This is a genomic window from Rhodospirillaceae bacterium, assembly GCA_018660465.1.
GTDB lineage: Bacteria > Pseudomonadota > Alphaproteobacteria > Rhodospirillales > JABJKH01 > JABJKH01.
This window is the reverse complement of record JABJKH010000018.1, coordinates 37743-62438: the sequence shown is the minus strand read 5'-3', so window position 1 is coordinate 62438 and position 24696 is coordinate 37743. Positions and strand designations below refer to the sequence as shown.

The following is a 24696-nucleotide window of genomic DNA, read 5'->3' as shown; positions in this document are numbered from 1 at the left end:
TCATAAAGTCGATGCTACCAGGGGCCAGATACACTCCAGCGAGCCCGGTAAACACGACCAGCGACATCACCCGGGGTTTTAGCAACAGCGCGTAGTCTTTCAGACGCGGACCTGCCGCAACTGCAACGACCTCAGGTGATTCGAGCGGAACAGTTTCGTCGGACAGAGGTTGCTTTGCTTCGCCACTAATTGGGGCGGGACCATACGGCACAGATTTAATCTCCTTGGAACAAGGCTCTCAATACATCCGATCTGCCCTAAAAGGCAATGATCAAGTTGGTTTCCTCAGAAGCGACCGGGCAATCGTCCAAATGAACATAATGCCGCCAATGACCGCAATCAGCCCGCCAATACCATTCAACCACATGCCGATCACGGGAATGAGGTCTTCCAGGCCCTGCGCCGCACCGGCAGTTTTACGCGGGGCACCATAGCCGCCTGCCATAAACAGGCCTGCCGCCGCCAGCATCTGCCCGCAGCCGTAAAAATAGATTTGCAGGAAGAGGCTCTTCGTTGTTCGGACTGTTCGATTGAGCAGTGGCAAAATAAATCGAAAGAACAGCCCCATGAGGGCGATGTTAACTCCCGCAATTACACCATGATAGTGGGCGGGAGTGCGGGTATCTGCGCCATCCACGAACAGGCCAAGGCCGCCGCCGACTCCAAATGTCAGTACCGAAAGCACCAGACAAACAAACGCCGGGTCTTTCCACGAAAAGCGAGTAAAGTTTTTCAGACCTGCAAAAAGTATGACCGCGACAGGCACAGCGAGGCCGTACTGCATGTCGGTATAGGCTTCGGTGAAAGGACCCTCGAACGGTTCGAATACTTTAAAAAATATGAGAGCTGGAACCGCCAGGGCTGTTAGAAACCAAAAAACACTCTTAAGTGTCCGGGGATGTACCAACGGCTTACCCAGCGCCAAGCCCCCCAAGACATACCAACCGACAATCATCAAAAGTGTATTGAGGTACTGCAAAACATGCCCGCCGGCCCAGAAAAGGTCCTGGTTGTAGGCGTAATCTACGGTGCGGGTGGTGAGCAGGCTGTGCGCCCAAATCATGCAAGCGACGGCAATTAGGAAAATTATTCCGCCGAATAGGGCAGAAAGTCCGATCGGCTCCAAGGCCCCTTGGTGGCCGGGGAGGTTTATGAACAATCGCAGAACCGTTAACCCGATGCCGCTGCCAAGGGCAATCAGTCCGCCATAAAAAAGCGGGTCAATGATCGTCGGAATGTAGTCGTTCTTGGTGACTTCATTACCGTCTGTGAATCCGGCAACGGAGATCAGAATAAACGCTGATACGACGAGGCCCGTGCTCCAGGCTCCCAGCATGTTTAATCGTGGCGCGCCGTCGCTGATCCTGAAGGTGGCGATTTGAACGAGGATAGCAAAGACCGCTAAATACCAAACAATAAATAAAAACGTGACATGGATGACCAGACCCTTATCGAAGAATCCGACGGGCCAGGGGAAGATCGCCTCTGCACCTGGGATGCGCGAAAGGGCTAAAAGCAGGGCAAAGACCCCGGCCATCGCCATCGATAAAATGGCAAGCGCTGACCACGTCCAGAGTTCCCGTTGCGCCGTGGGATTTTGAAGCGTTGCTTGAAAACCGCCCAGGATATTCCAACGTTGTTCCTGAGCGGGTGCGAATCCGGGGCTAAATTTGGACATGCGGGTAAAGATGAATGGCCATGATGTAGACCACAACCCCTGAAATGCCGACAAAAAACCAAATTGGAAAGGTCCATCTGGCGATTTTGCGGTGACGGTCGAATTGGCCGGTAAGGGCGCGGTAAAGCGTTATCGGAACCATCGGCACAATGGCGATCGCACAAACAACATGCACCAACAGAATTGAGAAATAGATCGGGCGGATGAAACCTTCACCGCCAAACTTAGCAAACCCAGAATTCGCTTTATATATCAGGTAGGTAACAAGAAATGCCGCAGAAACCGACAAGGCCGCGATCATACAGGCGCGGTGCTTCGTGCGCTCACCGTGACGGATAAAGTAATATCCAACACAAAGTATTAAGGCCGATAGTCCGTTTAGGGCGGCATTAATATGTGGAAGGTCCGAAATTTCAGGCATGACTACTATCGCCGAATTTAGGACATCTTGAGAAAGAGGCTGGCATACATTCCAAGCGCAACCAGTACGAGGATGATGGCGATTGTCTTATTGCTTAATTTCATCGCAGTTTTCCAAGCGTCGTTTACTGAGGCGCGGCATCATTAAGGGTGCCCCTCTAGAATTGCAAGCCTAGCGTCCGTTCTGAAACCCACATAAAACATAGGGATTTCGGCTTGCGCCTTTGAAAAACATAAGTTTTCTGGAGCATTCCGAAGTCGAGATATTGGCAAAAAAACACTTTTCATTAAACCTACGTCATGTTAGCAAGTCTTTGGTGACGGTCCTTCGCTAGGGGGGCCGATGGGTATGCTGATAATAGTAATAATAATATTGTGTCGGCTTTAAATTTGAAAATCGGACAGATTTGGATGGGATTCATGCTCAAGCGACTGAACGTCCTTGCTCCTCTTGGGGCACTTTTACTCCTTGCAACGGCGGGTAGTACCTACGCTGCAGAGGGGCCGCGACCGTGGCAAATGGGTTTCCGCAAGGCGGCAACACCAACCATGGAAAAAATTACAGAATTTCACGACCTGTTGTTGGTCATATGCGTTGTCATTACCCTATTCGTACTTGCGTTGCTGCTGTATGTGGCACTCAAGTTTAATGAAAAGGCCAATCCGACGCCGTCAAAGACGACCCACAGCACGGTTCTAGAGATCGCCTGGACAGCCATTCCGATCCTCATTTTGGTGGTGATTGCGGTTCCATCGTTCAAGCTGCTGTATTTCGCCGACCGGACTCAAGACGCTGAGTTGACCGTTAAAGTTACGGGGCATCAGTGGTATTGGTCTTACGCCTATCCTGATCAAGGCGGGTTCGAGTTTGATAGTAATATCGTTGCTACGGAGGACTTGAAGAAAGGCCAGAAGCGTTTGTTGACCGTAGATAACGAAGTCGTCATTCCGGTGAATACAAATGTCCGTTTTCTGCTAGGTTCCGACGATGTGATCCACAACTGGGCGGTGCCTGCATTTGGGATCAAGCTGGATACCACACCTGGTCGGATTAATGAGACATGGGCTAAGGCGACCCGCGAGGGCTTGTTCTACGGCATGTGTTCTGAACTTTGTGGCGTAAATCATGGCTTCATGCCCATTAACGTACGTGTCGTCTCCAAAGAGGCCTTTAAGAAATGGGCTGTAGGCGCCAAAAAGGAATTTGCGAGCACGGAAGAAGATAAATCCGTTCGCATCGCTGAAGCTGGCGGCGCCGCCAAATAAGGCGGGGCAACTGGGTGAATTGAGAGGGATTAAGCAAGATGGCTAACGAAGCTACCGCAGCAGCACACGACGACCACCACCACGCCCCGACGGGCTGGAAGCGTTGGGCGTATTCAACCAACCATAAAGACATCGGCACCATGTATTTGTTGATCGCGGTAATTGCCTCGATTGTTGGTGGAGCAATGTCTTGGTACATCCGTCTAGAATTGGCGGAGCCTGGAATTCAGTACATTACGGATTTCCAATTCTACAATGTGTTGGTGACGGCACACGGTTTCATCATGGTGTTCTTTGTCGTGATGCCGGCCTTAATCGGCGGATTCGGAAACTGGATTATTCCATTGATGATCGGCGCTCCGGACATGGCGTTCCCGAGAATGAACAACATCAGCTTCTGGCTTTTGGCTGCGGCTTTGGTGCTGCTGATCATGTCGGCGTTAATTGGGGACGGGCCGGGAACGGGTTGGACGGTTTATCCACCGCTTTCGGGCGGGGATTATCACCCTGGCCCCAGTGTTGATTTTGGTATTTTGAGCCTTCACTTGGCAGGTGCTTCTTCTGTTTTGGGTGCGATCAACCTAATTACGACGATTTTGAACATGCGGGCACCGGGGATGACCATTCACCGTATGCCCTTGTTTGTTTGGTCGATTTTGCTCACCGCGATTTTGCTGCTGTTGGCCATTCCGGTCTTAGCAGGTGCGTTGACCATGCTGTTGACCGACCGTAATTTTGGCACCGCATTCTTCAGTGTTGCTGGTGGCGGCGATCCGATCTTGTGGCAACACTTGTTCTGGTTCTTTGGTCACCCCGAAGTTTACATCATGATCTTGCCGGCATTCGGCATCGTCAGCCAAGTGGTCTTCACCTTTTCGAAGAAACCTGTCTTTGGGTATCTCGGCATGGCGTATGCGATGTCAGCCATCGGCGTGATTGGTTTCGTCGTTTGGGCGCACCACATGTACACGGTTGGGTTGGATGTTAATACCCGCGCCTACTTCGTCGCAGCCACGATGGTCATCGCGGTGCCGACGGGAATTAAGATTTTCAGCTGGATTGCCACAATGTGGGGCGGCTCGATTAAATTCGATACGCCGATGCTTTGGGCTGTTGGCTTTATCTTCTTGTTCGTGGTTGGTGGTGTGACAGGTGTTGTGCTTGCCAACTCTGGTGTCGATCTGGCGTTCCACGATACTTACTATGTGGTCGCTCACTTCCACTATGTGCTGTCGCTTGGTGCGGTATTTGCGATCTTCTGTGGGTTCTATTATTGGATCGGCAAAATGACCGGCAAACGGTACCCCGAAGCACTGGGTCGGATGCATTTCTGGATCACGTTCATTGGCGTTAATATCTTGTTCTTCCCACAACACTTCTTGGGAATGGCAGGAATGCCCCGGCGGATTCCTGACTATCCGGATGCGTTTGCAGGCTGGAACTATGTGAGTAGTCTTGGCGCGTTACTAACCGCTTTGGGTACTGTTTTCTTCTTTTATGTGGCATACCGGACCTTTACGTCGAAGGAAGCTGTGGAAGGTAATCAGTGGGGTGAAGGTGCGACGACCTTGGAATGGACTGTGGCATCACCTGCACCGTTCCATACCCATGAAGTGATTCCCAACATGGAAGGCAAACCAGCCGAGTAAAGGTTAGGAACAGGCATTTTGGGTAAACAGGCATGAGCAAGGCCAGCAACAAAAACCGCCGCATGGCGATTGTGTTGTTCTCCATCGTTGGAGGAATGGTTGGGCTCGCCTATGCCTCGGTGCCGCTTTATCAATTGTTTTGCCAAGTAACGGGTTACGGCGGGACCACCCGCGTGGCGGCTGCTCCAGTAAAAACGATTGGAAGCAGTCAGGGCCGGATCATTACTGTCCGGTTCGATGCCAATGTGAATTCAGCCCTGCCGTGGCGGTTTAAGCCGGTGCAGCAGGAAATGAAGGTCCGGGTTGGGGAAGAAGTATTAGCCCATTATACGGCGAAGAATATGGGAACAGAGGCCGTGGTCGGTAATGCTACGTTCAATGTAACGCCTTTCAAGACGGGACCTTATTTTAATAAGGTTGATTGCTTTTGTTTTTCAGAGCAATTGCTTCAGCCCGGCGAAGAGGTGCCGATGCCGGTTTCATTCTACGTTGATCCGGAAATATTTGATAACCCGACCACCAAGGAAGTAAAGACAATCACATTGTCCTATACTTTTTATCGGGCTCCAGAAGACGTGCAGAAAGAAGCAATATCGAAAAAGACGGTTAAGTCTTTAATGACGAAGGAAAAATCAAAGCCAACCAATAATGGTTAGGTATCGTAAGTTTAAGAAAATTCGAGCGGAGTAAAATTAATGGCGAGTGAAACAAAAACACACCCCTGGCATATGGTAGAGCCAAGTCCTTGGCCTATGGTCGGGACCATCGGTGCTTTTTGCATGGCGATTGGTGGGATTTGGTATATGCAGGAAGGGCCTTTGTGGGGCTTTCTGGCGGGCTTAGCTATCGTTCTTTATTGCATGTATGGGTGGTGGCGTGATGTGGTTAAAGAAGCTGAAGGCGGCATCGATCATACCCCAGTTGTTCAAACCGGTTTGCGAATGGGCATGGTCTTTTTTATCACCTCCGAGGTCATGTTTTTCTTCGCTTTCTTCTGGGCCTATTTCAACAGCAGTGTCCCGTTTCTGAGTTTTGCTGCACAAACTCAATGGCCGCCCGAAGGGATTGTACCGCTGGATACATGGCACTTACCGTTTTTAAATACGATGATTCTTTTAACATCGGGTGCAACAGTCACGATTGCCCACCACGCTTTGCGGGCGGGCGACCGGCCAAAGCTGGTCCGTTGGCTTATTGCGACAGTGGTTCTGGGCTTCTTGTTCTTGGGAACGCAAGCCTACGAATATGGCCACGCAGCGTTTAAGATTACCGATGGCATCTATCCTTCGACCTTCTATCTCGCAACAGGTTTCCACGGCTTCCATGTGCTTGTTGGTGCGTGCTTCCTTTTGGTCTGCACGATTCGCGCTTCGAAAGGTCACTTTACGCCTGAACAGCACATCGGCTTTGAGGCAGCAGCTTGGTACTGGCACTTTGTTGATGTCGTCTGGCTATTCCTGTTCTGCTGGGTCTACTGGTGGGGTAGTGCCGGTTATAACTTCGGCTAAGACGCATACGCGTCCAATATGCCCAATGCGCCAACCCGCTCGTTGGTCGGGCAACTGAAAATAGATTTCCGCGGTCGCTGTTCTAAATGCGACCGCGGATTTTTTTTTGCCTTCTTTGATATTATTGATGCGTGCGAACCCTCGGGCCCGTGTTTCGACCGATTTGGGTAATCTCTAAAATATCTATAGAAACTATAGATATTTTCGGCGCATGTGATAAATTCCTTAAATGAAATCGAACTCAAAACTTAAGCAATCTATTGGCGCGTTATCTCGGCAAACGGGATGTAAGATCGAAACAATTCGTTATTACGAACGAATTGAAATTCTACCACCGCCTGCTAGGACCGAAGGGGGACACCGTGTCTACAACGAGTCTCATTTTAAACGATTGAATTTTGTCCTTCGTGCGCGCCGTTTAGGTTTTTCTCTTGAAGACGTCAGAAGGTTATTGGAATTATCTGACGGAGAAGGCGAGACCTGCGAGCACGTTGAAAGGATGGCAACGGACCGTCTAACTCAGGTGCGCAATAAAATGGCTGATCTTGTTTTAATGGAGGAGGTCCTGGACGGGATGGTCAAAGAATGCCGAACGGGAACGACCCCCCAGTGCCCCTTGATCGATGCGTTGTTTGATAATTAGGAAGTGGTCGAGCAGGTACAGAAAATTTAAGAAGCGCTTACGTTCGAGTCGCTAAGCGACTTGGCCAGTGTCCGAATATGGCTGGTCATGATGTTTACCAGCGCCTTTATGAACGGGTCCATGCCGGCCAATTTTTTTTCTAGCATTTGACGTGTGATGACCATGAGTTCGACATCTTCATCCTTGGCCCGAGCCGACGCCATGCGCGGTTGATTGTCGATCAACGCCATTTCACCGAACATGCCACCCTTACCGACCGTTCCGAGTATGAGCTCGCCAGTGTCCGTCATTTTGTAGACTTCAATAGTCCCAGTTCGGACAATAAATGCAATGTCACCAACTTCACCTTCGCGAAAGACGTGGTGATTGGGATTAATGACCCGGAGTTCAACCTTGCTGTTCGCCTCGCTTGCCGACCGTTGACCAGCATCTGAGGGAGCGACTTCGTCTGAATTACCTGCGTCTGACATGATTTTAAACTTCTAATCAAAGGTTGAATTAAATTATCGAGTAATAGGTTCTTTCCGTCAACGTTCTGTAACATGATATATGGTTAGAAACAGGCATCACTCGCCTTCTGTTTCAATGATCTCCAAAAGAGCGAGAACAGCTGGCCAAGCGCTTGTGGGTGCCGGAAAACTAATTCCCATGACTTCGACAATTCGCCGCACCACCGTCCCATCAACAGTATATTCTGTTATGTGGCCGTGCAGCGGAACTTGAAAGATCACTTTGCACGGGTCATCCAAACCAAAGTCACCTTTGATGTCTGAGACCAATACACCGCGGGCGGACACATCGACGATTTTCCCAACCGCACCGTTTACGGACACTTCGATCGAACTGAGGGAGTATCGTTTATCACGTCTGTTTTCTACAACCATGACTTCTCCTCTTTGTTAAATACGTGCAGCAAAGTATCGACTGCTTCTCTTCTGCCGTCAACGTGGAGGTTAGGAATGCTTGTCCCTGATTGCTCAGGCATCTATTTAAGGGCATAGTGCGGCCATGAACCACAAATCAATAGAATTAAAGGGCTTATCGGGCGGATGGAACAGATGATCATGAAGGACATGCCGGCGGGTCCGAGCCCAGTTCTTACCCGAACGTTCCAATCGCGCGCCAATGAATTGAAGGCTGTACGCAAAGACGTAACAATGATGGCTCAAAAGTTAGGCTGTGGAACAGAGGTCGTCCAAGACTTGGTGCTTGCCGTTGATGAGGCCTGCCAAAATATCATTCGCCACGCCTATGGTGAGGATCAAGAAGGGGAAATTACCCTTAATATATTTCAGGAAGATCGTGAACTTGTTGTCATGCTGCGCGATTTTGCAGAATCGATCGACGTTGAAATGGTGAAGCCAAGGGACCTGAATGATTTGCGTCCAGGCGGTCTCGGCACTCATTTCATCGCCGAAGTAATGGACAGGGTCGAATTTATGCCGCCGCCTTCGGACGGAGGTAATTTGTTGCGAATGGTAAAACGAATTTCTTGAGGCAATAAGATGGATCATACAACCAGCGAAGAAAATGGCGCGATTATCATCACCTTTGAAGGGGATGTGGATTTGGACAGTTCGCCGGACTGCAGGAAGGTGCTTTTGGAAAGCGTTGCTAAGAACATGCCGGTCCTGGCCGATTTGTCCGGCGTGACCTACATCGATAGCTCAGGGATCGCGTGTATGGTCGAGGCATTGCAGAGTGCGCGCAAGTCAGGCCACGAGTTTGCGCTAGCCGGCGTTAGTGACGCTGCGATGCGAGTTTTAAGCTTGGCGAGACTGGATTCCGTCTTCGCTATTCACGAGAGCCGTGAGGCCGGTCTAAAGAGCTTAGACTGATAGTCCCAAATGGAGTCCGGTCATTCCAATAATTTTTTATACCGCGCCGCCGAAAGAACCGGTCGCACGGTAATTGCGGGAATTGAGGAAGCCGGCACTTGTGGTGTTCTGCTGGGCCAAAGCTTTTATTGGTTGTTTGTAGGTCCAAGACTTCGCCAGCCCGTTCGCTTAAATCACGTCATCACGCAAATGGTCGAAATTGGCATCCACGCTATTTTCATCATGGCGATCATGGGGGCTACCATCGGTGTCATGTTGGCGATCCAGGGGATCTACGCCCTTCGATTGTTCGGAGCAGAATCAAGGGTTGTTATTGGCATTGCTCTTTCAACCGTGCGTGAATTCGGACCGCTGATTACCGCAATCATGGTGGCAGCCCGTTCTGGCTCAGGGCTGGCCGCGCGAATTGGCACCATGAAGATTAATGAAGAACTTGATGCCCTAAACGTCATGGGGATTAACCCGGTTCGCTTTCTCGTGGTTCCGGCCCTGCTTGCCATGGTTGTTATGGTGCCCGCATTGACGTTACTTAGTATTTACGTGGGGCTGTATTCAGCCGGTCTTTATGTGCAGTGGGAATTGGGAATGAGCATGATGGCCTTCAGTAAGGACGTCATCAATATTCTTACGATTGATGATTTATTACACGGTCTCGGGAAAAGCATAATTTTTGCCGTGTTGATTGCGGTTATTGGTGTGGTGAACGGTGCATCGGTAAAGGGAGGGGCTGAAGGTGTTGGTAAGGTCACAACCCATGCCGTCGTGCAATCCATTGCCGCCATTGTTATCACGGATATGGTTTTTGCCCTCGTGGTAACTCAAATATGACGAAACGAATGACCAAAAAGAAGATCAAGGAAGATCGCGCCAAAGTCATTGAAGTGACCGATGTCGTCGCCCACTACGGACCACGCATGGTGTTGAACGGGGTTAACGTTTCGGTTCACGAAGGCGAAATTATGGTCGTTATGGGACGCAGTGGATCGGGCAAAAGTACACTGCTTCGCCATATGCTTGCCCTTGAACTTCCTACATCAGGGTCAGTAACGTTACTGAACAGCGATGTGAGTGCTATTGGAGCCGAGGCCCTATTTGATCTCAGACGGGATATTGGCGTGGCGTTTCAAGGGGGCGCGTTGTTGAGTTCACTGACGGTTGAACAGAATATCATGTTGCCACTGACCGAGCATTCGAAGTTGGATCGGCAAACCATGGAAATCATGACGCGGATGAAGTTGGAAGTCGTGGGGTTGTCGAAATTCGGCCACCTAATGCCATCGGAGCTTTCGGGTGGTATGTTGAAACGAGCGGCCCTGGCTCGCGCCATTGTTATGGATCCAAAGATTCTGTTCTGCGATGAACCGTCGTCAGGTCTGGACCCCATGACAGCGTCGGCGCTGGATGATCTTATTATTAAGCTTCGCGATGTGCTGGGTATGAGCGTTGTCGTGATTACCCACGAAGTTGAAAGTGCTTTTAAAATAGCGGACCGTATTGCCGTCGTGGATGATGGGGAAATAGTCTTTATCGGTACGGTCTCTGAGGTTAAAAAGCACAAAAGCACTTATATTCAGAATTTGTTGAATAGAAGCGCCGAGGATGGCGAAATTCATCCAGAAGAGTATTTACGCCGGTTAACCGGTGACGGCAGCGTGAAAGACTTAAACTTATGAAGAGCAACCACATCAATTACTTAGTTGTCGGCAGCTTTGTGTTGGTGGCCTTGATCGGGTTCGTGGTCGGAATTGCCACCCTGACCGGACGAACCGGCGGCACGGAAACGTACTACTCTATCTACAACAACGTCACCGGCATTAAGGTGGGGACACGGGTGCTCTATGAAGGGTTTCACGTTGGCCAGGTGGAAACTATTGAGCCGAAGCCTAAGCAAGGTCGAATGCAGTTCCGGGTTGATTTCAGCGTTCGCGAGGGCTGGAAAATTCCTGAAAACAGCGTCATGCAGATTTCGATCTCAGGTCTTCTAGCGGCCGCCAGCCTCTCCATCACTGCTGGCGATAGTCCAACCTCGCTTAAACCCGGCACCCAGCTTAAGGGTAAGGAACAAGGCAATATCTTTGCAGCCATTTCGTCGGTGGCGGAGGATATGCGGGAACTTAGTGAAACAAGTCTGAAGCCGTTGCTGGGCACTGTGAACAAGGCTGTTGGCACCATGGGCACGTTGCTGGAAAAAGACGGCAAGGTCTTGATCCGGGATATTGGGACTCTGGCGCGGGATTTGTCCGAACGCACTCCACAAATTGTCGATAACGTTGAAGACTTTACAGTTCGTATGAAAAATATGAGTGACCAATTGAACGGCATGATCGGCCGGGTGAATAAGTTAAAATTTGAGGGCGTTGTTGCAAAAATGGACACGGCCGCAGGAAATTTTGTGGACTTATCAAATACCTTGGACAAATCGCAGGCTAAGCTGGACGGACTGCTCTCCAATATGAGCGGAACGGTCGGTAATGTGAATTCCTTGGTCGGCGATATCAATACCACAGTCCGCGACAACAAGCTGGATATTGAAAAGACCATTATCGATATGCGCTATGTTATGGATTCCCTTGCCCGTCATATTGATTCGGTAAATCAGAATATGGAAGAAGCCGCCCGTAATATGAAGGAATTCAGTCGCCAAATCCGCCAAAACCCTGGATTGCTGTTAAGCGGTGCGCGCCCTGAGGAAAGCGCTAAGTAGATGATCAGATTGAACAGAGGGCGACCCGTGAGCAAATTTAATGTGGCAATGATTTTAATGGCGGGGATTCTGCTGGTTGGCTGCGCCCAACCGCAAGTTGTCCCACAGGATCATTATTATCGCCTCCGCCTCCCATCACCTGCAAAAGTTCAGGCCCAGCCCAAATTAGATGGCATCGTTGAAATTGATCGTTTTTCAGCGGATGGATTGGTTGCGGGCCGCCCCATCGTTTACAGCGCCAGCGACAAGCCCAATCAATTGATGGACTATCATTACCATTTCTGGACAGAACCGCCGACGGTGCTATTGCGCGATCAGTTGATTGAGTATCTGCGGGCGGCGGGGATCGCTAAAACAGTCGTGACAGCCGAAATGCGGGTGGCACCAGACTTTATCATTTCAGGAAAAATCAAACGCTTCGAACAAGTTCGCGATGCAGCCCCTCATGTGGTTCTAGAAATGGAACTGGGATTGCGCCAGGCCGGCACCGATAATCTTGTCTATTGGGGAACCTATGCGAAGAAAGTTGCAGCGGAGGGGACGACCGTTGCTGACGGTGTTAAGGCCGCGAATATAGCGCTCTCACAGGTTTACAGCGATTACGTTCGTGACCTTATAAAGTAAGCTTTAGCGCTTACTCCATATCCAGCGCACGCATATAGATCGACAATACCTCTTCCTGTTCCTGGCGGTCCGATTTATCCAGCTTTCGAAGGCCGATAATTTTGCGCAGAATTTTGACATCGAACCCGACGCCTTTTGCTTCGGCATAGACTTCCTTGATGTCGGCCATCAGGGCGGCCTTTTCTTCTTCCAGCCGTTCAACCCGCTCAACAAAGGCGCGTAACCGCTCCCCTGCAATACCTCCAACATCCGCCATGCCGTGCTCCATTCGTAAAGAATTTTAAAAGGCCCCAAGCTCTCCTGAGGTTCCAGAGAATACCGTCAAACACGGCGTTAGAAAAAGTCTGGTGCCTGGGGATAAAAGACGTTTTCTGTGGACGGAAGTTGGAGCAAGATCTCCATTTAAACCATGAATAACGACTAACGAAAGCGGTCATCACTGGTCTCTTAGGGTGATATTACCTTCTAACCAACGAGCATAAAATTCGTCGTCACAATTTCCTGCTGCGAAATCGATAACAGTCTGGGCTGCATCAGTTTCTGTCGCGCCGAATGTCGCGCCGTTAATTTCCAGAAAGAGGATGCCGACGACGAAGCCGGTTCGTTTATTGCCATCAACAAATGGATGATTGCGGACAATTCCCGATGTATAGGCAGTCGACAAGTCAGCTAAGTTAGGGGTGTCGTAGGCGAATTTCTGTTGCGGGCGGGCGAGGGCTGATTCCAATAGCCCTTGGTCTCGAACCCCCGATGCCCCGCCATGGTCGGCAAGCTGGCGTGCGTGAATGGCCAGGACTTCGGGTAGATTAATCCAAATCCATTCTGTCATTTAGATAGAGTGCGCAACGTGTTGCGGTAGCGGCCCATGATCTCTTCCGCCTTTTCCATTTTTTGCTCAAAGCCGGGCTCATAGGGGGTAACGAGATAGCCCCCTTCAGGACCCTCGGTCAGATAAAGAGAATCTCCCTCGCTGACCTTGAGGTGTGATGCGGCTTCCTTAGGAAGCGTGACGCTCAGTGAATTCCCGACCTTACGAACCTTAAGATTTAACATGCTTGCGCCCTTTATAGTGTAAACATTCGTATACACGAAATCTATGGGTATTACAAATAAGTTTCACCCCATTCAACCACTTGACCCTGGTCAATGTCGGAGTTGGGCCGCTTCGTCATGATCAAGTTATGAAAAACATCAAACCAGAGAATGTCTGTCATGTTGTGTTTCAAGCACGGCAGCTTCGAAACATTGAAACCGTTCTTGAGGACGATCACGGCGACGATGCATATGCCGGTGACGTGATTGATACTGTCATTGCGGACGAGACTGTCCACCAAGAACATGAAAACGACCCGACGTATCTGGAAGTTGCGGGCTTTATTAGTTCGCTTCCCATTGAGGCGCAGCACGATCTCATCGCACTGGCGTGGCTCGGGCGAGGGGACAGCTTTAAAGCGGATTGGGACGGGCTTTTGGAACTGGCGGAAGAGCGCTGGACTAAGCAAACCTCGGATTATCTGCTAGGCATGCCTTTGCTGGCTGTCTACCTGGAAGACGCCTTGGATCAGTTCGGATTTAGCTGTGAGGAATTCGAAGACGAACATAGCTGAAAATTTTGCCCGTGTATTGGCATAGGAACCTTTACGCCTCATCTAGTTTACCCGAATTAATAACCCGGATTACGAGCGATTACGACGCGCCAATTTTATTCAACACATGATCGATAATTTTTTGGGTTTCGCCTAGGTAGTTGGCGGGGTCCAAAAGTTCTTTTAACTCAGTCGGCGGGACAGCATCCGTTATGGCTCGAGTCCGGGTCAGAACGTCCAACAAGTCTTCATCGCCGTCGCGGGCTTCGCCACAGGCATCCGTGACGAGGCTGTGGGCTTTCTGTTTGCCAACTTGACGGGCCAGCGCCACCGTCACCGCCTCCGCCATCAGCAGGCCCTGAGTTAAATCCAAATTCTTGCGCATGCGGGCCTTATCCACGTGAAGGCCATCCATCATTGAAATGCTCTGATCCAAGGCTCCACCGGTCAGAATAAAGATATCAGGGATGGCTTCCCATTCTGGAATCCACGGACCCCCAGCGCGTTCGTGTTCCTGAACCATGGCATCCATTAGGGTCGTCGCATGGGCGCGGGTCATTCTGGAAATAGCGACGACAAATTCGGCAAACCGCGGATTTCTTTTTTGCGCCATGGTGCTGGAAGAACCACGACCCGGTTTGAAGGCCTCGCTGACTTCCGAGATTTCAGAACGCGCGAGGTTATGAATCTCGTCGGCCAGTTTGCCGAGGGTTTGAGTGATTGCGATCAAGAGCAATCCGGCCTCAGCAATTGTGTCCCGGGACGTGTGCCAAGTCAGCACCGGCACGGCTAGGTTCAATTCCTCCATCATCCGTGCCTGAACGTCGAGCCCTTTGTCACCAAGCCACGCCAAGGTTCCCACGGCCCCGCCGAACTGACCCGTTAGAACACGCGCCCTAGCTTCATTTAAACGTTCAGTATGACGATGAAGTTCCATCGCCCAGCCTGATGCCTTGAGGCCAAAAGATGTCGGCATGGCTTGTTGGCCAGCGGTACGTCCCGCCATCAGGGTTTTGCGGTGGGTGTCAGCGAGCGCGCACAGAACTTGAGTGAGCTTCTTCAGATCCCGTTCGACAATATCAAAACCGTCGCGCATCTGCAGGACCACGCCGGTATCCATGATATCTTGAGTGGTCGCACCCCAATGAACATAGGACCCGGCATCGCCTTCACAAGCCTCAGCCAGTTGCGTTGCCATAGGGGCGATGGCGCGACCGACGATATCGGCGCGCTCTTTCAACTTTTCCATGTTGATCTTTTCGGGCTTGGCCTTGGCGGCAATTTCGTCTGCGGCGGATTGTGGAATGACGCCGGCGCCAGCGCACGCGATTGCCAGTGCGGCCTCAACATTCAGCCAGCGTGTGAGAGTCCCCTTGTCCGAAAACAATTCCCGCATTTCGCCAGTGCCCACTAGATCGCGGTAGATTTCTGAATTCAGCAAGGCTGTGGACATGTGTTGGCTCCTTTATTTGGCGTCCCAGGGATCGAGGTTTGCCGCTTCCCGCCCGGCAATTCGACCACTGATAAAGCATTCTGCAAGATTGCCGCCAACGAGGTAAAGATAACCCCAAATGCTACCGAGTTCGCCAGCTTCATAAAGGCGGGGAATGGGTTCGCCGTAGGGATTGACGATGCTTTGTTTGCTGTCATGGCGAGGGCCACCCTGGGTATTGGAAACCACAGGCCAGACCTGACCGACGTAGTAGGGTGGTTTGTTTATTGGCACCATCGTGCCCGGGGGTCTGTCGTAATCCCCATCTTCGCCGGCATCGCAGAACCCATTCCACCGGTCGAGTGTCGCCTGTAGGACGCTTTCTTTAACCCCCACGATATCGGAGAGTTCGGCCATTGTGTCAGCTTTGCTCAGGATGCCGTTATCGATCTCTTGAAGGTTATCATCGCTCCATACGTACTCTGGTGTATTTCGGTCGTTAAACACGGCTTGGCCCAAGGGATACATCTTTCGGCCTTCTTCATCGACGATGACGAACGACGGGATACGTTTGAAGGTCTGAGAAGACGTGTCGAAAATATCCATGTCCCTGTGGCCGGTGTCTTGGCCGTAGGGCGGGTATTCATTCATGTAGCGCTTGCCACCTTGATCAACGACGATCCAGGCCATTTCGACATCAGGGACATCGCCGCCCGGCGTCCAGTCAGGCAAACGCTTCATGCGGAGTGCGGTGGGGAAGCGGGGGTCTGTGTGTCGGAATCCATAGGAGCCATGGAAATGCCACATGTGCCATAGGTCGGCACCAAATTCCTGCGCCATGCGAATGCCATCGCCGGTATTGCCTTGGCTGACGGCGGAAGTCACCGGCGCCATTTGCCAGTACTGACTCTGCATCCTCGGATCTGCCTCAAATCCGCCACTGGCGAGTATAACGCCGCGCCGTGCCTTGATGTTCCGACGTTCGCCGTCTTGTTCGACGGTTAGCCCCGTGAGACCGCCATCGTCACCTTTGATCAGTCGGACGGCAGGGCAGTTCATTCGAACATCTATCGCGCGCTTTCTGACGTTATCGTCTACGACTTTGAAGACAAGCGGGCCGCCCAATCGTCCACGGACATGGGGGTATTCTTCCAAGGGGTCAAACCCAGGGATTTCAGCAACTTCAAAAAACCCCCAGGTATCAAGTCCCGGGAAGGGATAGTTGCCGGGCCGGTCGCGGACAACGACTTTGGCATCATTGATTGAGGCGAGGTCGCGCAAATAACCTTCAAGATTGGTCACTTCGTCGGCAAACGTCCGCAAGACATCTTCGTCTGTGCGCCCAGCATTGGTTGCGTTTAGGTAGGCAAAAGCGTCGTCAGCGTCTTTTGCCAAGCGAACACCTCCGCCTGCGCAAATGGAAATGCCGCCGGGATCAGGCATTTTCTCGATTAAGAGAACCGAGGCCCCTTGATCGGCGGCCTCAATTGCTGCGGCACCGCCAGCAAACCCATAGCCAACGACGACGACATCATATGTTTCGTCGAAGGTCATCTGTTCAACCGTTGTTTAAGTTGGGCAACTGCACTGTCCGGGCTGCTGAGAACTTTACAGCTTACGACTTTGGAGACAGCAGGAAGCGCGCGCGCCATGGAGAATTGGGCCAATAAAACAACGTCACACGGCTCAGAATCTTCAACCGCTTCAGCAATCAGGGTGTCGTGGCGGTCCAAATTCCCCTGGTTTAGGGCGTCAAAAGCGCCCGAGGCAAAACAGGACCGTGCATCGACTTTCTTACCCATTTTCTCCGCCATTTCTTTTAGTTCATTCAGCACCGGAGCAATCGAAGGCTTGAATGTGGCGGCGAGTAGAATTCTTTTGCCAATGTTCAGCGCTTCTTCCAGCATGGCTTCGTTGGGTTTGAGGACGGGTAGGTCTATGCCTTCCCGGGTTGCTTCAATGGCCTCACCAAAGGCAGAGCACGAATAAAGAATGGCATCGGCACCTCCGTCCCGGCCAAACTTTCCCAAACGATCAATGCGCGCCATCAGTTCAGGCGTCAATTCGCCCGCCTTTGCCATGTCTCTCGAAAGGGTTTCGTCGAGAACATTTACCAAATCGGCATCTGGCCACAGACGCTCGAAGGTCTTCTCGATGGGCGAAACTGCTGCCCGAACCGCATGAATGATGGCAATACTAGCCGACATCGTTATAAATTCCCGATAACATATTTATAATACAAACAGACCTAAAGTGCATAAAGGCTGGTTCAAACCGCGTCTAGGAAAATTGTTAGGAAGAAACATGGTCAATAAAATAAATAAAACCCCGGAAGAATGGATGAATCAACTCAGCCGAGAGCAATTTCAGATTTGTCGCCTAAAGGGGACGGAGCTGCCATTTACTGGCAAGTACAATCAAACTAAGCAACAAGGGAGTTATCTCTGTGTTTGTTGTGGTCAGGAACTGTTCTCGTCTGAAGCTAAGTTTGATTCAGGGACGGGGTGGCCAAGTTTCTTTGATGCCGTGAATAAAGAGTGTGTAGAGACAGAGGTTGATTCTAGTCTCGGCGTTGTCCGATCTGAAATCCTCTGTAGCCGCTGTGACTCGCATTTGGGGCATGTCTTTGACGATGGCCCGCAACCCACCGGATTGCGTTATTGCGTTAATTCGGCATCTATTGTTTTGAATCCGACGGATAAGGACTAAATCGACGATGAACGAGAATTCTGATGCGATCGTTGATCTTACGAATGCCGATAACTTTCCATTTTGGAGTCACGATCGAATACGCTTTGCAGATTTGGATCTAAACGGCCACGTTAATAATATTTCGTTTGGTGTGTATTGCGAGACCGGGCGCGTTGAGTTTCGTGAATCCTTGACGGAGCGTTCTAAGCCGGGGGAAAAAACTGATTTCGTTGTTGTAAAGGTTACCCTCACCTATCTGCGGCAAGGGTACTATCCAGGCAATGTGGAAATAGGTACACGCGTTCTTAAACTGGGAAACAGTTCGTGCACCATTGGTCAAGGTATTTTCTGTGATGGGGTTTGTATTGGTACCGGGGAAACAATTTGGGTTTATACGGATACCGCAAAGGGAAAGTCATTGAATATGCCGGATAAAATGCGGGACTTGCTAACGCCATTTATGAGGGGTCGAGACGCCTAGTTCCCAATCAGCCGAGTATATTCCGGCTTTGGGCAGCGGTTCATGATGATGCGTAGACCTGCGGCTTCTGCGCGTTCCGCCGCGTCGTCGTCGCGCACACCAATCTGCATCCAGGCGATGTTTGCGCCAATGGCAATGGCTTCATCTACTACCGGGCCTGCATCCTTGGAATTGCGAAAAATATCGACCATATCCACAGGCTCGGGAATATCGCGTAGCGAGGCATAAACGGGTTGGCCATGGAGTTTTTTGCCGACGAGCCCAGGATTAACCGGAATAACTTTGTACCCCACATCGAGCAGGAATTTCATGATCCGATTGCTGTCCCGGTGTGGCTTCCAACTGGCACCAACCAGGGCAATGACCTTGGCGTCGGTCAGTAACGATTTGATGTAATCGTCGGAATAGCTGTCGTGGTTCATTTGGAAAAATACTCGGGCAGGGCTTTTGTCAGGCTTGCTTCAACCCGGCCTCGGATCGGTTCGCCTGCTTTAGGCTTTTGAAAATCTAGTCCGGTTACTTGCTCATAAAGACGAATATATTTGGCACTAAATTCGGCCAATGTTTCATCTGGAATATCGGGAATGGGGTCCTTATAGGGATCGCAGTGTGCGGCAATCCAAAGACGCAGGAACTCTTTATCCAGGCTTTCGGGGTCTTTGCCTTGAGATAAGCGCTCTTCATATGAGTCGGCAAGCCAATAGCGGCTGGAATCCGGTGTGTGAATTTCGTCGGCGAGTGTGATCGTGCCGTGTTCATCGAGGCCAAATTCATATTTCGTATCGACCAGAATCAGTCCATTTTTCGCCACCATCTCTTGGCCCCGTGCAAATAGGGCTAGGCTTAAGGCTGCAAGCTTATCCCATTGCTCGGCGGTTAAAAGATTTTGCTCGACGATTTCTTCCGCCGTAATTGGCGCGTCATGTTCGCCTTGGTCAGCTTTCGTCGTCGGCGTGAGGATGGTTTCCGGCAACTTTTGATTTTTGACCAAGCCATCTGGGAATTGATGACCGTAGAGAAGCCGCTCGCCACGATCATACATCGGCCAAATGCTGGTGTTGGTGGACCCAGTCATATAGCTGCGGACCACCATTTCAACAGGCAGCATGTCGAGCTTGCGGCTGATGATTACATTGGGGTCTGGGTAGCTGATAACATGATTGGGGCAAATATCCTCTGTCTTCTCAAACCAGAAACGAGCGGTTTCATTCAGGACTTGCCCCTTAAATGGAACCGCCGCCAAGACGATATCAAAAGCCGATTGACGATCTGTCGCGACCATAACCCGCTGACCATTGGGCAAGTCGTAGGCATCGCGCACCTTGCCCCGGTAAAAGTTTGGGAGCTGTGTAAATTCTGCATCCGTCAGGCAATTATCTATCATACCAGTAGTATCCAAAACTGTGTTGTTCATGAATTTCTAAAATACCATTTCGTGGATTGTTTTAAGAGGAATATGGGCGTTAGCGCAAAGGTTTTAAAGCTGATTAACCTTGGGGGTAAAGATATATCCGGCATTTCGAACCGTTTTAATTAACAACGGAGTTTGCGGATTATCTTCAATTTTCTTCCTGAGACGCATAATTTGGACATCTACGCTACGGTCAAACGCGGGAGTGTAGTTCCGATGTGTGAACTCTAGCAACTGTTCGCGGCTTAAAACCCGATTTGGATGTTCGACAAGCACTTGCAGCAACATAAATTCGCCACTTGAAATTTCTACAGGCTCTCCGTCCGGAGATTCAAGTTTTTGCGCCGAGGTGTCGAGTTTCCAACCTTCAAATTCCAGGCCAGAAAAGTCTCCTACAGTTTTTGGTGCCTTTGGCTCCATTCGGCGTAACACGCTTCTCAGGCGAGCAAGCAGCTCTCTCGGCTCGAACGGCTTGGCCAAATAGTCGTCAGCACCTATTTCCAGGCCAATCACTTTTTCTGTGGTCTCACCACGACCGCTCAGGATAACAACGCCAACATCACTATGTTCTTTCAGTTTGCGCGTGAGAGATAAGCCGTCGGTATCGGGGAGAATAAGGTCTAAAACGACCAGGTCGATATTCTGTTCCTTAACAATCTCCGGAACACCTTCGCCCCTATCGACTTTTGTCACATCATAGCCAGAATCAACCAAGCACCGCTCCACAAGATCGCGGACAGCTTCGTCATCGTCGACAACTAAAATTTTTGTATTCTCGCCCATCTATCAACCGTTAGACCAACTGTTAGTCAAATAGAATTCGTATAACGATGCCCCTAATTTGACGACCACAAAGATTACAATTTTATGGTAAGACCTACCCCCCAAGGAAAATCCCACATTCTGATACTATAATTTCTTGCCGACACTCGAAAGTCTTTCCTGCCTTTACCGCATTATTAAATGATGCACAAACATTGTAACATCGTGAAACATGCAGAAACATACTGAAACAAGATTCCCATGCCTGCGTAACATTACAGAAATAATCGTATTCTATTATCAATCTTCAGTTCTTCACTAAAAGATTCAATTTGCATGTCTTTTAGGGGGGTGCCACATTTATTTATGTAAACTTGTTTTGGTTGTTGGCGACCGAGATCTTGGTTTGTGCCGTGGGTTCTGAGTTTCAGTGAGAAGCTTAGCCAAAGCATTTGGGAAGTTGGGTAAAATTGAAATAAATTTCATTTGGCTGTTGAATATTGATTTTGGCATGCCAAATGGGCATGTAGCGTAGGCTAAATGGAAAAAACGACTTAACGTTTGGAGTGACTCGTCATGGATGACTTATTAACAGAATTTCTGACTGAAACCGGTGAAAACTTAGCGGTTTTGGACGTCGAGTTGGTTAAGTTTGAACAGGACCCTTCGGATAAGGATATCCTGAGTAATATTTTCCGTTTGGTACATACCATTAAGGGAACGTGTGGTTTCCTTGGTTTGCCTCGCCTGGAAAAGGTGGCCCATGCGGGTGAAGACGTATTGGGAAACATTCGGGATGGGAAGTTGGACGTCACGCCGGAAGCGGTGACGCTCATCTTGCAATGTCTCGACCGTATTCGTGACCTTTTGGGTGAATTGGAAGACACCGGTGAAGAACCGGATGGTGAGGACAGTGAATTAATTGCGCTTTTGAGAGCGATGGCTGATGGCGAATCTGCACCGCCACCATCTATTGAGCCGATTGTAGAGGCTGCGGTCGCAGATGAAGCAGCCGCAGATGACTCGCCTGAATCAAATGAATTTGGCGCTCCAGTAGCTGCCGAGTTTATGGCCGAGTTTGAGGCTGCCACTGCTGCGGTTGGTGGTGATCAATCCGCCACCAATGAATTTGGTGCGCCCGTGGCAGCAGAACTCCTGGAAGAGGTTGCGCAGGCGGAATCCAGTGGAGCAAAGGCCGCATCGGATGCAGAAATTTTAGCAGATTTAGAAGAAGAAGATAACGCAGAGGCGGCAGAAAAAGCGAAGGCGGAGGCTTCTGTGCCCGCACCTGTTGCAGCCGCGTCCACGGCTGTTGAAAAGAAAGCGGAGCCCGCGAAGAAGAAAGACGCTGGTGAGAAGGGTCCTTCAATTGCGGCGCAATCCATTCGTGTCAACGTGGACTTGCTTGAAAACTTGATGACCTTGGTCAGCGAAATGGTTTTGACCCGCAACCAATTGCTTCAAATGGTTCGTGGTAGAGATGACAGTGAATTTTCTGCACCCTTACAGCGCTTGAGTATGATTACGACCGAGTTGCAAGAAGGGGTGATGAAGACTCGCATGCAGCCGATTGGGAATGCCTGGGCGAAATTGCCGCGGATCGTGCGAGATCTATCCGTTGATTCAGGTAAGAAAATCGATCTTCAGATGTTGGGCGCCGATACCGAACTTGATCGTCAGGTGCTTGAGATGATTAAGGACCCGCTGACTCACATGGTGCGTAATTCGGCTGACCATGGGCTGGAAGAACCGGAAGGTCGTATCGCAGCTGGAAAGTCCGAATTGGGGACGATTACGCTAAACGCCTATCATGAAGGCGGGCATATTGTAATTTCGATTTCCGACGATGGTCGAGGATTGAATACGGAACGGATTAGGCAGAAGGCGATCGAAAACGAAATGGCGACGGAGGCCGAAATTGAAAGTATGGCCGATGCACAGATTCACCAGTTTGTTATGAAAGCCGGGTTCTCTACCGCTGAAAAAATTACCAGTGTTTCGGGACGTGGTGTCGGTATGGATGTGGTTCGCTCCAATATTGAGAAAATTGGCGGAACCGTTGAATTGAAGTCGGAGGATGGCAAAGGATCTTCGTTTACGATTAAGATTCCGCTGACGTTGGCGATTGTTTCTGCGTTGGTTGTGGAATGCGCGAAACAGCGGTTTGCAATTCCGCAGATTAGCGTACTTGAATTGGTGCGTGCGGCTTCGCGGACAGAAACTGCCATCGAAATGATTAACGATTCACCTGTTCTGAGGTTGCGGGACAGGTTGCTGCCTTTGGTTTCGTTGCGTGATTTATTGAACTTGTCAGTAGACGAACTAGATGCCGACGCCAACCCTGTCCCAACGGACGATAGCGATGGCGAAGACGTAGCGCTGGAAGCAGATGCGGAACAGGAGCTGGAAGAACTCGACGACGAAGTGTTTATTGTTGTCAGCCAAGTTGGTAATTATAGCTTCGGCATCATTGTTGACCGGGTATTTGACACTGAGGAAATCGTCGTCAAGCCGGTGACACCAATCCTTCGAGATATTCCCTACTATTCTGGGAATACCATTCTCGGTGACGGCAGCGTCATCATGATCATTGATCCGAATGGCATAGCGGGTGATGCCGCAAACGCGGCCGCTACGGAAGGTGCTGAAGCTCAAGCGGCTGTCGATGCGAACGATGAGACCACATCGATGCTGATATTCCGGGCGGGTGGTGATGAGCTAAAAGCCGTTCCTTTGGCGCTTGTCGCCCGACTTGAAGAAATCGATATGGAAACCGTTGAGCAGTCACAACAGCAACGGATGGTTCAGTATCGTGGCTCGTTAATGCCACTAATTCCATATAACGGGGCCCATGAATGGAAAGAGGGTGATCGTCAGCCAATTCTGGTGTTTACCGACCAAGAACGCTCGATGGGGCTCGCGGTTGACGAAATCGTAGATATTGTCGAAGACCGATTGAATATTGAGATTTCTACGGATATGGATGAATTGATCGGGAGTGCTGTTATCGATGGCAAGGCGACTGACGTCATTAACGCGGGCCATTTCCTAACCAAGGCCTATCCGGACTGGTTCGAAGGTGCCGGCCAAAAAGGATTTGAGGAGGATCAATCGAGCAACGTTTCGGTCCTTTTGGTTGATGACAGCCCGTTCTTCCGTAATTTATTAACGCCGATGCTATCAGTTGCGGGTTATACCGTTACATCAGTGGAAAGTGCGGATGATGCTCTTGAACTTCGCGAATCAGGCAATAAATTCGATGTGATTATAAGTGATATCGAAATGCCCGGTATGAATGGGTTTGAATTTGCACAAGCAGTGCGGGGTGACGCCAGGTGGAAAGATACACCAATGGTTGCCCTGTCGTCCCACGTGGTTGAGAAAGATCTTGAACGAGGACGTGAGGTTGGTTTCGACGATTATGTCACTAAATCTGACCGTGACGAGTTAATCCAAACGCTCGAAAGCGCCCTAAGTGCAATAGGGGAAGCATAATGAGCAATGCAGACTTAGTCGTCAGCGAAACAGGATCGGCGGCCCAGCAAATTTTGGATGAAGTACAAGACTACTTGACGGTTCAAATTGACGGACAAATGTTTGGCATCGAAGCCATGACGGTTCAGGACATTTTAAGCCCTAGGGGAATTGCCAAAGTCCCATTAGCTCCAGTGGAGGTTGCAGGTTCGATCAATTTGCGGGGTCGAATTGTGACAGCAGTTGATGTGCGACTACGGTTAGGAATGCCTGTGGCAAAGGACCCTGAGAAATTAATGAATGTCGTTGTTGACGTGGATGGCGAGCTATATAGCCTGCTTGTCGATAAAGTTGGTGACGTTTTGAGCATGTCGCAGAAGACATATGAAAGCAATCCGACGAATTTGAATGAGAACTGGCGTGATTTTGCCCAAGGTGTCCATCGTCTTGACGAAAACCTGATGGTTATTTGCGATGTCGAAAAGATCGTGAAGCTGAATTCCTAATTTGGGCGATCAATTGAAAGGGT

General features: G+C 50.2%; 30 protein-coding genes. 16 read left to right on the top strand and 14 right to left on the bottom strand.

Features of this window, described 5'->3' with window-relative positions:
* From HOM51_03790 to HOM51_03780, 3 genes are all read right to left on the bottom strand, one after another.
* On the bottom strand, positions 1-103 hold a 103-nt coding region (locus HOM51_03790; protein ID MBT5033619.1), incomplete at its 3' end, for a protoheme IX farnesyltransferase.
* A 168-nt stretch (positions 104-271) separates the two neighbouring features.
* On the bottom strand, positions 272-1678 hold the full coding sequence (locus HOM51_03785; GenBank protein ID MBT5033618.1) for a hypothetical protein: 1407 nt from the start codon (positions 1676-1678) through the stop codon (positions 272-274).
* Positions 1665-2099: a DUF420 domain-containing protein gene (locus HOM51_03780; GenBank protein ID MBT5033617.1), complete on the bottom strand. Its 435-nt coding sequence runs from the start codon at positions 2097-2099 to the stop codon at positions 1665-1667. Before HOM51_03780 ends, HOM51_03785 begins: the two co-directional genes overlap by 14 nt.
* Before the next feature lie 410 nt (positions 2100-2509).
* Here HOM51_03780 and coxB point away from each other — a divergent pair, with 410 nt between their 5' ends.
* From coxB to HOM51_03755, 5 genes are all read left to right on the top strand, one after another.
* The gene (gene coxB, locus HOM51_03775; protein MBT5033616.1) at positions 2510-3364 is read left to right on the top strand and encodes a cytochrome c oxidase subunit II; all 855 of its coding nucleotides are present in this window, start codon (positions 2510-2512) and stop codon (positions 3362-3364) included.
* A gap of 38 nt (positions 3365-3402) precedes the next feature.
* On the top strand, positions 3403-5013 hold the full coding sequence (ctaD, locus tag HOM51_03770) for a cytochrome c oxidase subunit I (protein ID MBT5033615.1): 1611 nt from the start codon (positions 3403-3405) through the stop codon (positions 5011-5013).
* 32 nt (positions 5014-5045) lie between these two features.
* Positions 5046-5669 (top strand): cytochrome c oxidase assembly protein, encoded by a 624-nt coding sequence (locus HOM51_03765; GenBank protein MBT5033614.1) that lies wholly within the window; start codon positions 5046-5048, stop codon positions 5667-5669.
* 39 nt (positions 5670-5708) lie between these two features.
* Complete coding sequence (locus tag HOM51_03760) at positions 5709-6521, top strand: cytochrome c oxidase subunit 3 (GenBank protein MBT5033613.1); 813 nt, start codon at positions 5709-5711, stop codon at positions 6519-6521.
* A gap of 229 nt (positions 6522-6750) precedes the next feature.
* Positions 6751-7164 carry a helix-turn-helix domain-containing protein gene (locus HOM51_03755; GenBank protein MBT5033612.1) on the top strand — a complete coding sequence of 138 codons (414 nt, stop codon included), beginning with the start codon at positions 6751-6753 and terminating at the stop codon, positions 7162-7164.
* Between the two features lie 26 nt (positions 7165-7190).
* Here HOM51_03755 and HOM51_03750 read toward each other — a convergent pair whose 3' ends face one another.
* Positions 7191-7634, bottom strand: a complete 444-nt coding sequence (locus tag HOM51_03750; GenBank protein MBT5033611.1) for a cyclic nucleotide-binding domain-containing protein — start codon at positions 7632-7634, stop codon at positions 7191-7193.
* A 96-nt stretch (positions 7635-7730) separates the two neighbouring features.
* Positions 7731-8048, bottom strand: a complete 318-nt coding sequence (locus tag HOM51_03745) for a PilZ domain-containing protein (GenBank protein ID MBT5033610.1) — start codon at positions 8046-8048, stop codon at positions 7731-7733.
* 180 nt (positions 8049-8228) lie between these two features.
* Here HOM51_03745 and HOM51_03740 point away from each other — a divergent pair, with 180 nt between their 5' ends.
* Genes HOM51_03740 through HOM51_03715 form a run of 6 tightly spaced genes read left to right on the top strand, consistent with a single transcriptional unit; the run spans position 8229 to position 12330 of the window.
* Positions 8229-8660 carry an ATP-binding protein gene (locus tag HOM51_03740; protein ID MBT5033609.1) on the top strand — a complete coding sequence of 144 codons (432 nt, stop codon included), beginning with the start codon at positions 8229-8231 and terminating at the stop codon, positions 8658-8660.
* Positions 8661-8669: 9 nt separating this feature from the next.
* Positions 8670-9002, top strand: a complete 333-nt coding sequence (locus HOM51_03735; protein MBT5033608.1) for an STAS domain-containing protein — start codon at positions 8670-8672, stop codon at positions 9000-9002.
* Between the two features lie 9 nt (positions 9003-9011).
* Positions 9012-9830 carry an ABC transporter permease gene (locus HOM51_03730; protein ID MBT5033607.1) on the top strand — a complete coding sequence of 273 codons (819 nt, stop codon included), beginning with the start codon at positions 9012-9014 and terminating at the stop codon, positions 9828-9830.
* A gap of 8 nt (positions 9831-9838) precedes the next feature.
* Positions 9839-10675, top strand: a complete 837-nt coding sequence (locus tag HOM51_03725; protein MBT5033606.1) for an ATP-binding cassette domain-containing protein — start codon at positions 9839-9841, stop codon at positions 10673-10675.
* Entirely contained in the window at positions 10672-11706 is a 1035-nt protein-coding gene (locus HOM51_03720) for an MCE family protein (protein ID MBT5033605.1), read from the top strand. The genes HOM51_03725 and HOM51_03720 overlap by 4 nt, the downstream gene beginning before the upstream one ends.
* Positions 11707-11733: 27 nt before the next feature.
* A complete protein-coding gene (locus HOM51_03715) occupies positions 11734-12330 on the top strand; it encodes a hypothetical protein (GenBank protein ID MBT5033604.1) in 597 nt (198 codons plus the stop codon).
* A 10-nt stretch (positions 12331-12340) separates the two neighbouring features.
* On the opposite strand, the gene HOM51_03710 is transcribed toward HOM51_03715, so the two are convergent.
* The 3 genes from HOM51_03710 to HOM51_03700 form a co-directional block, all read right to left on the bottom strand.
* Positions 12341-12586, bottom strand: coding sequence for a DUF2312 domain-containing protein (locus HOM51_03710; GenBank protein ID MBT5033603.1), 246 nt, complete (start codon positions 12584-12586; stop codon positions 12341-12343).
* Positions 12587-12766: 180 nt separating this feature from the next.
* Positions 12767-13159, bottom strand: a complete 393-nt coding sequence (locus HOM51_03705) for a type II toxin-antitoxin system death-on-curing family toxin (protein MBT5033602.1) — start codon at positions 13157-13159, stop codon at positions 12767-12769.
* Positions 13156-13383 carry an AbrB/MazE/SpoVT family DNA-binding domain-containing protein gene (locus HOM51_03700; GenBank protein MBT5033601.1) on the bottom strand — a complete coding sequence of 76 codons (228 nt, stop codon included), beginning with the start codon at positions 13381-13383 and terminating at the stop codon, positions 13156-13158. Before HOM51_03700 ends, HOM51_03705 begins: the two co-directional genes overlap by 4 nt.
* A gap of 128 nt (positions 13384-13511) precedes the next feature.
* On the opposite strand from HOM51_03700, the gene HOM51_03695 reads away from it, so the two are divergent.
* Positions 13512-13937, top strand: a complete 426-nt coding sequence (locus HOM51_03695) for a DUF3775 domain-containing protein (protein ID MBT5033600.1) — start codon at positions 13512-13514, stop codon at positions 13935-13937.
* Between the two features lie 79 nt (positions 13938-14016).
* Here HOM51_03695 and HOM51_03690 read toward each other — a convergent pair whose 3' ends face one another.
* From HOM51_03690 to HOM51_03680, 3 genes are read right to left on the bottom strand one after another with little or no spacing between them, the layout of a single operon-like run.
* On the bottom strand, positions 14017-15369 hold the full coding sequence (locus HOM51_03690; protein MBT5033599.1) for an adenylosuccinate lyase family protein: 1353 nt from the start codon (positions 15367-15369) through the stop codon (positions 14017-14019).
* Between the two features lie 12 nt (positions 15370-15381).
* Complete coding sequence (locus tag HOM51_03685) at positions 15382-16902, bottom strand: FAD-binding protein (protein MBT5033598.1); 1521 nt, start codon at positions 16900-16902, stop codon at positions 15382-15384.
* Positions 16899-17555: an arylsulfatase gene (locus tag HOM51_03680; protein ID MBT5033597.1), complete on the bottom strand. Its 657-nt coding sequence runs from the start codon at positions 17553-17555 to the stop codon at positions 16899-16901. The genes HOM51_03685 and HOM51_03680 overlap by 4 nt, the downstream gene beginning before the upstream one ends.
* Positions 17556-17652: 97 nt before the next feature.
* Between HOM51_03680 and msrB the strand changes: the two genes are divergently transcribed.
* Both msrB and HOM51_03670 read left to right on the top strand, forming a co-directional pair.
* Positions 17653-18057, top strand: a complete 405-nt coding sequence (msrB, locus tag HOM51_03675) for a peptide-methionine (R)-S-oxide reductase MsrB (protein MBT5033596.1) — start codon at positions 17653-17655, stop codon at positions 18055-18057.
* 7 nt (positions 18058-18064) lie between these two features.
* Positions 18065-18520 (top strand): acyl-CoA thioesterase, encoded by a 456-nt coding sequence (locus HOM51_03670; GenBank protein ID MBT5033595.1) that lies wholly within the window; start codon positions 18065-18067, stop codon positions 18518-18520.
* Here HOM51_03670 and HOM51_03665 read toward each other — a convergent pair.
* The 3 genes from HOM51_03665 to HOM51_03655 all read right to left on the bottom strand — a co-directional run bounded on the left by HOM51_03665 (position 18517) and on the right by HOM51_03655 (position 20714).
* Positions 18517-18942 (bottom strand): CoA-binding protein, encoded by a 426-nt coding sequence (locus HOM51_03665; GenBank protein MBT5033594.1) that lies wholly within the window; start codon positions 18940-18942, stop codon positions 18517-18519. The genes HOM51_03670 and HOM51_03665 overlap by 4 nt on opposite strands.
* The gene (locus HOM51_03660) at positions 18939-19904 is read right to left on the bottom strand and encodes a phosphoribosylaminoimidazolesuccinocarboxamide synthase (protein ID MBT5033593.1); all 966 of its coding nucleotides are present in this window, start codon (positions 19902-19904) and stop codon (positions 18939-18941) included. Before HOM51_03660 ends, HOM51_03665 begins: the two co-directional genes overlap by 4 nt.
* A 93-nt stretch (positions 19905-19997) precedes the next feature.
* Complete coding sequence (locus HOM51_03655; protein MBT5033592.1) at positions 19998-20714, bottom strand: response regulator; 717 nt, start codon at positions 20712-20714, stop codon at positions 19998-20000.
* Positions 20715-21269: 555 nt separating this feature from the next.
* On the opposite strand from HOM51_03655, the gene HOM51_03650 reads away from it, so the two are divergent.
* Complete coding sequence (locus HOM51_03650; protein MBT5033591.1) at positions 21270-24188, top strand: response regulator; 2919 nt, start codon at positions 21270-21272, stop codon at positions 24186-24188.
* Complete coding sequence (locus tag HOM51_03645; GenBank protein MBT5033590.1) at positions 24188-24673, top strand: chemotaxis protein CheW; 486 nt, start codon at positions 24188-24190, stop codon at positions 24671-24673. The genes HOM51_03650 and HOM51_03645 overlap by 1 nt, the downstream gene beginning before the upstream one ends.
* Positions 24674-24696: the final 23 nt, after the last annotated feature.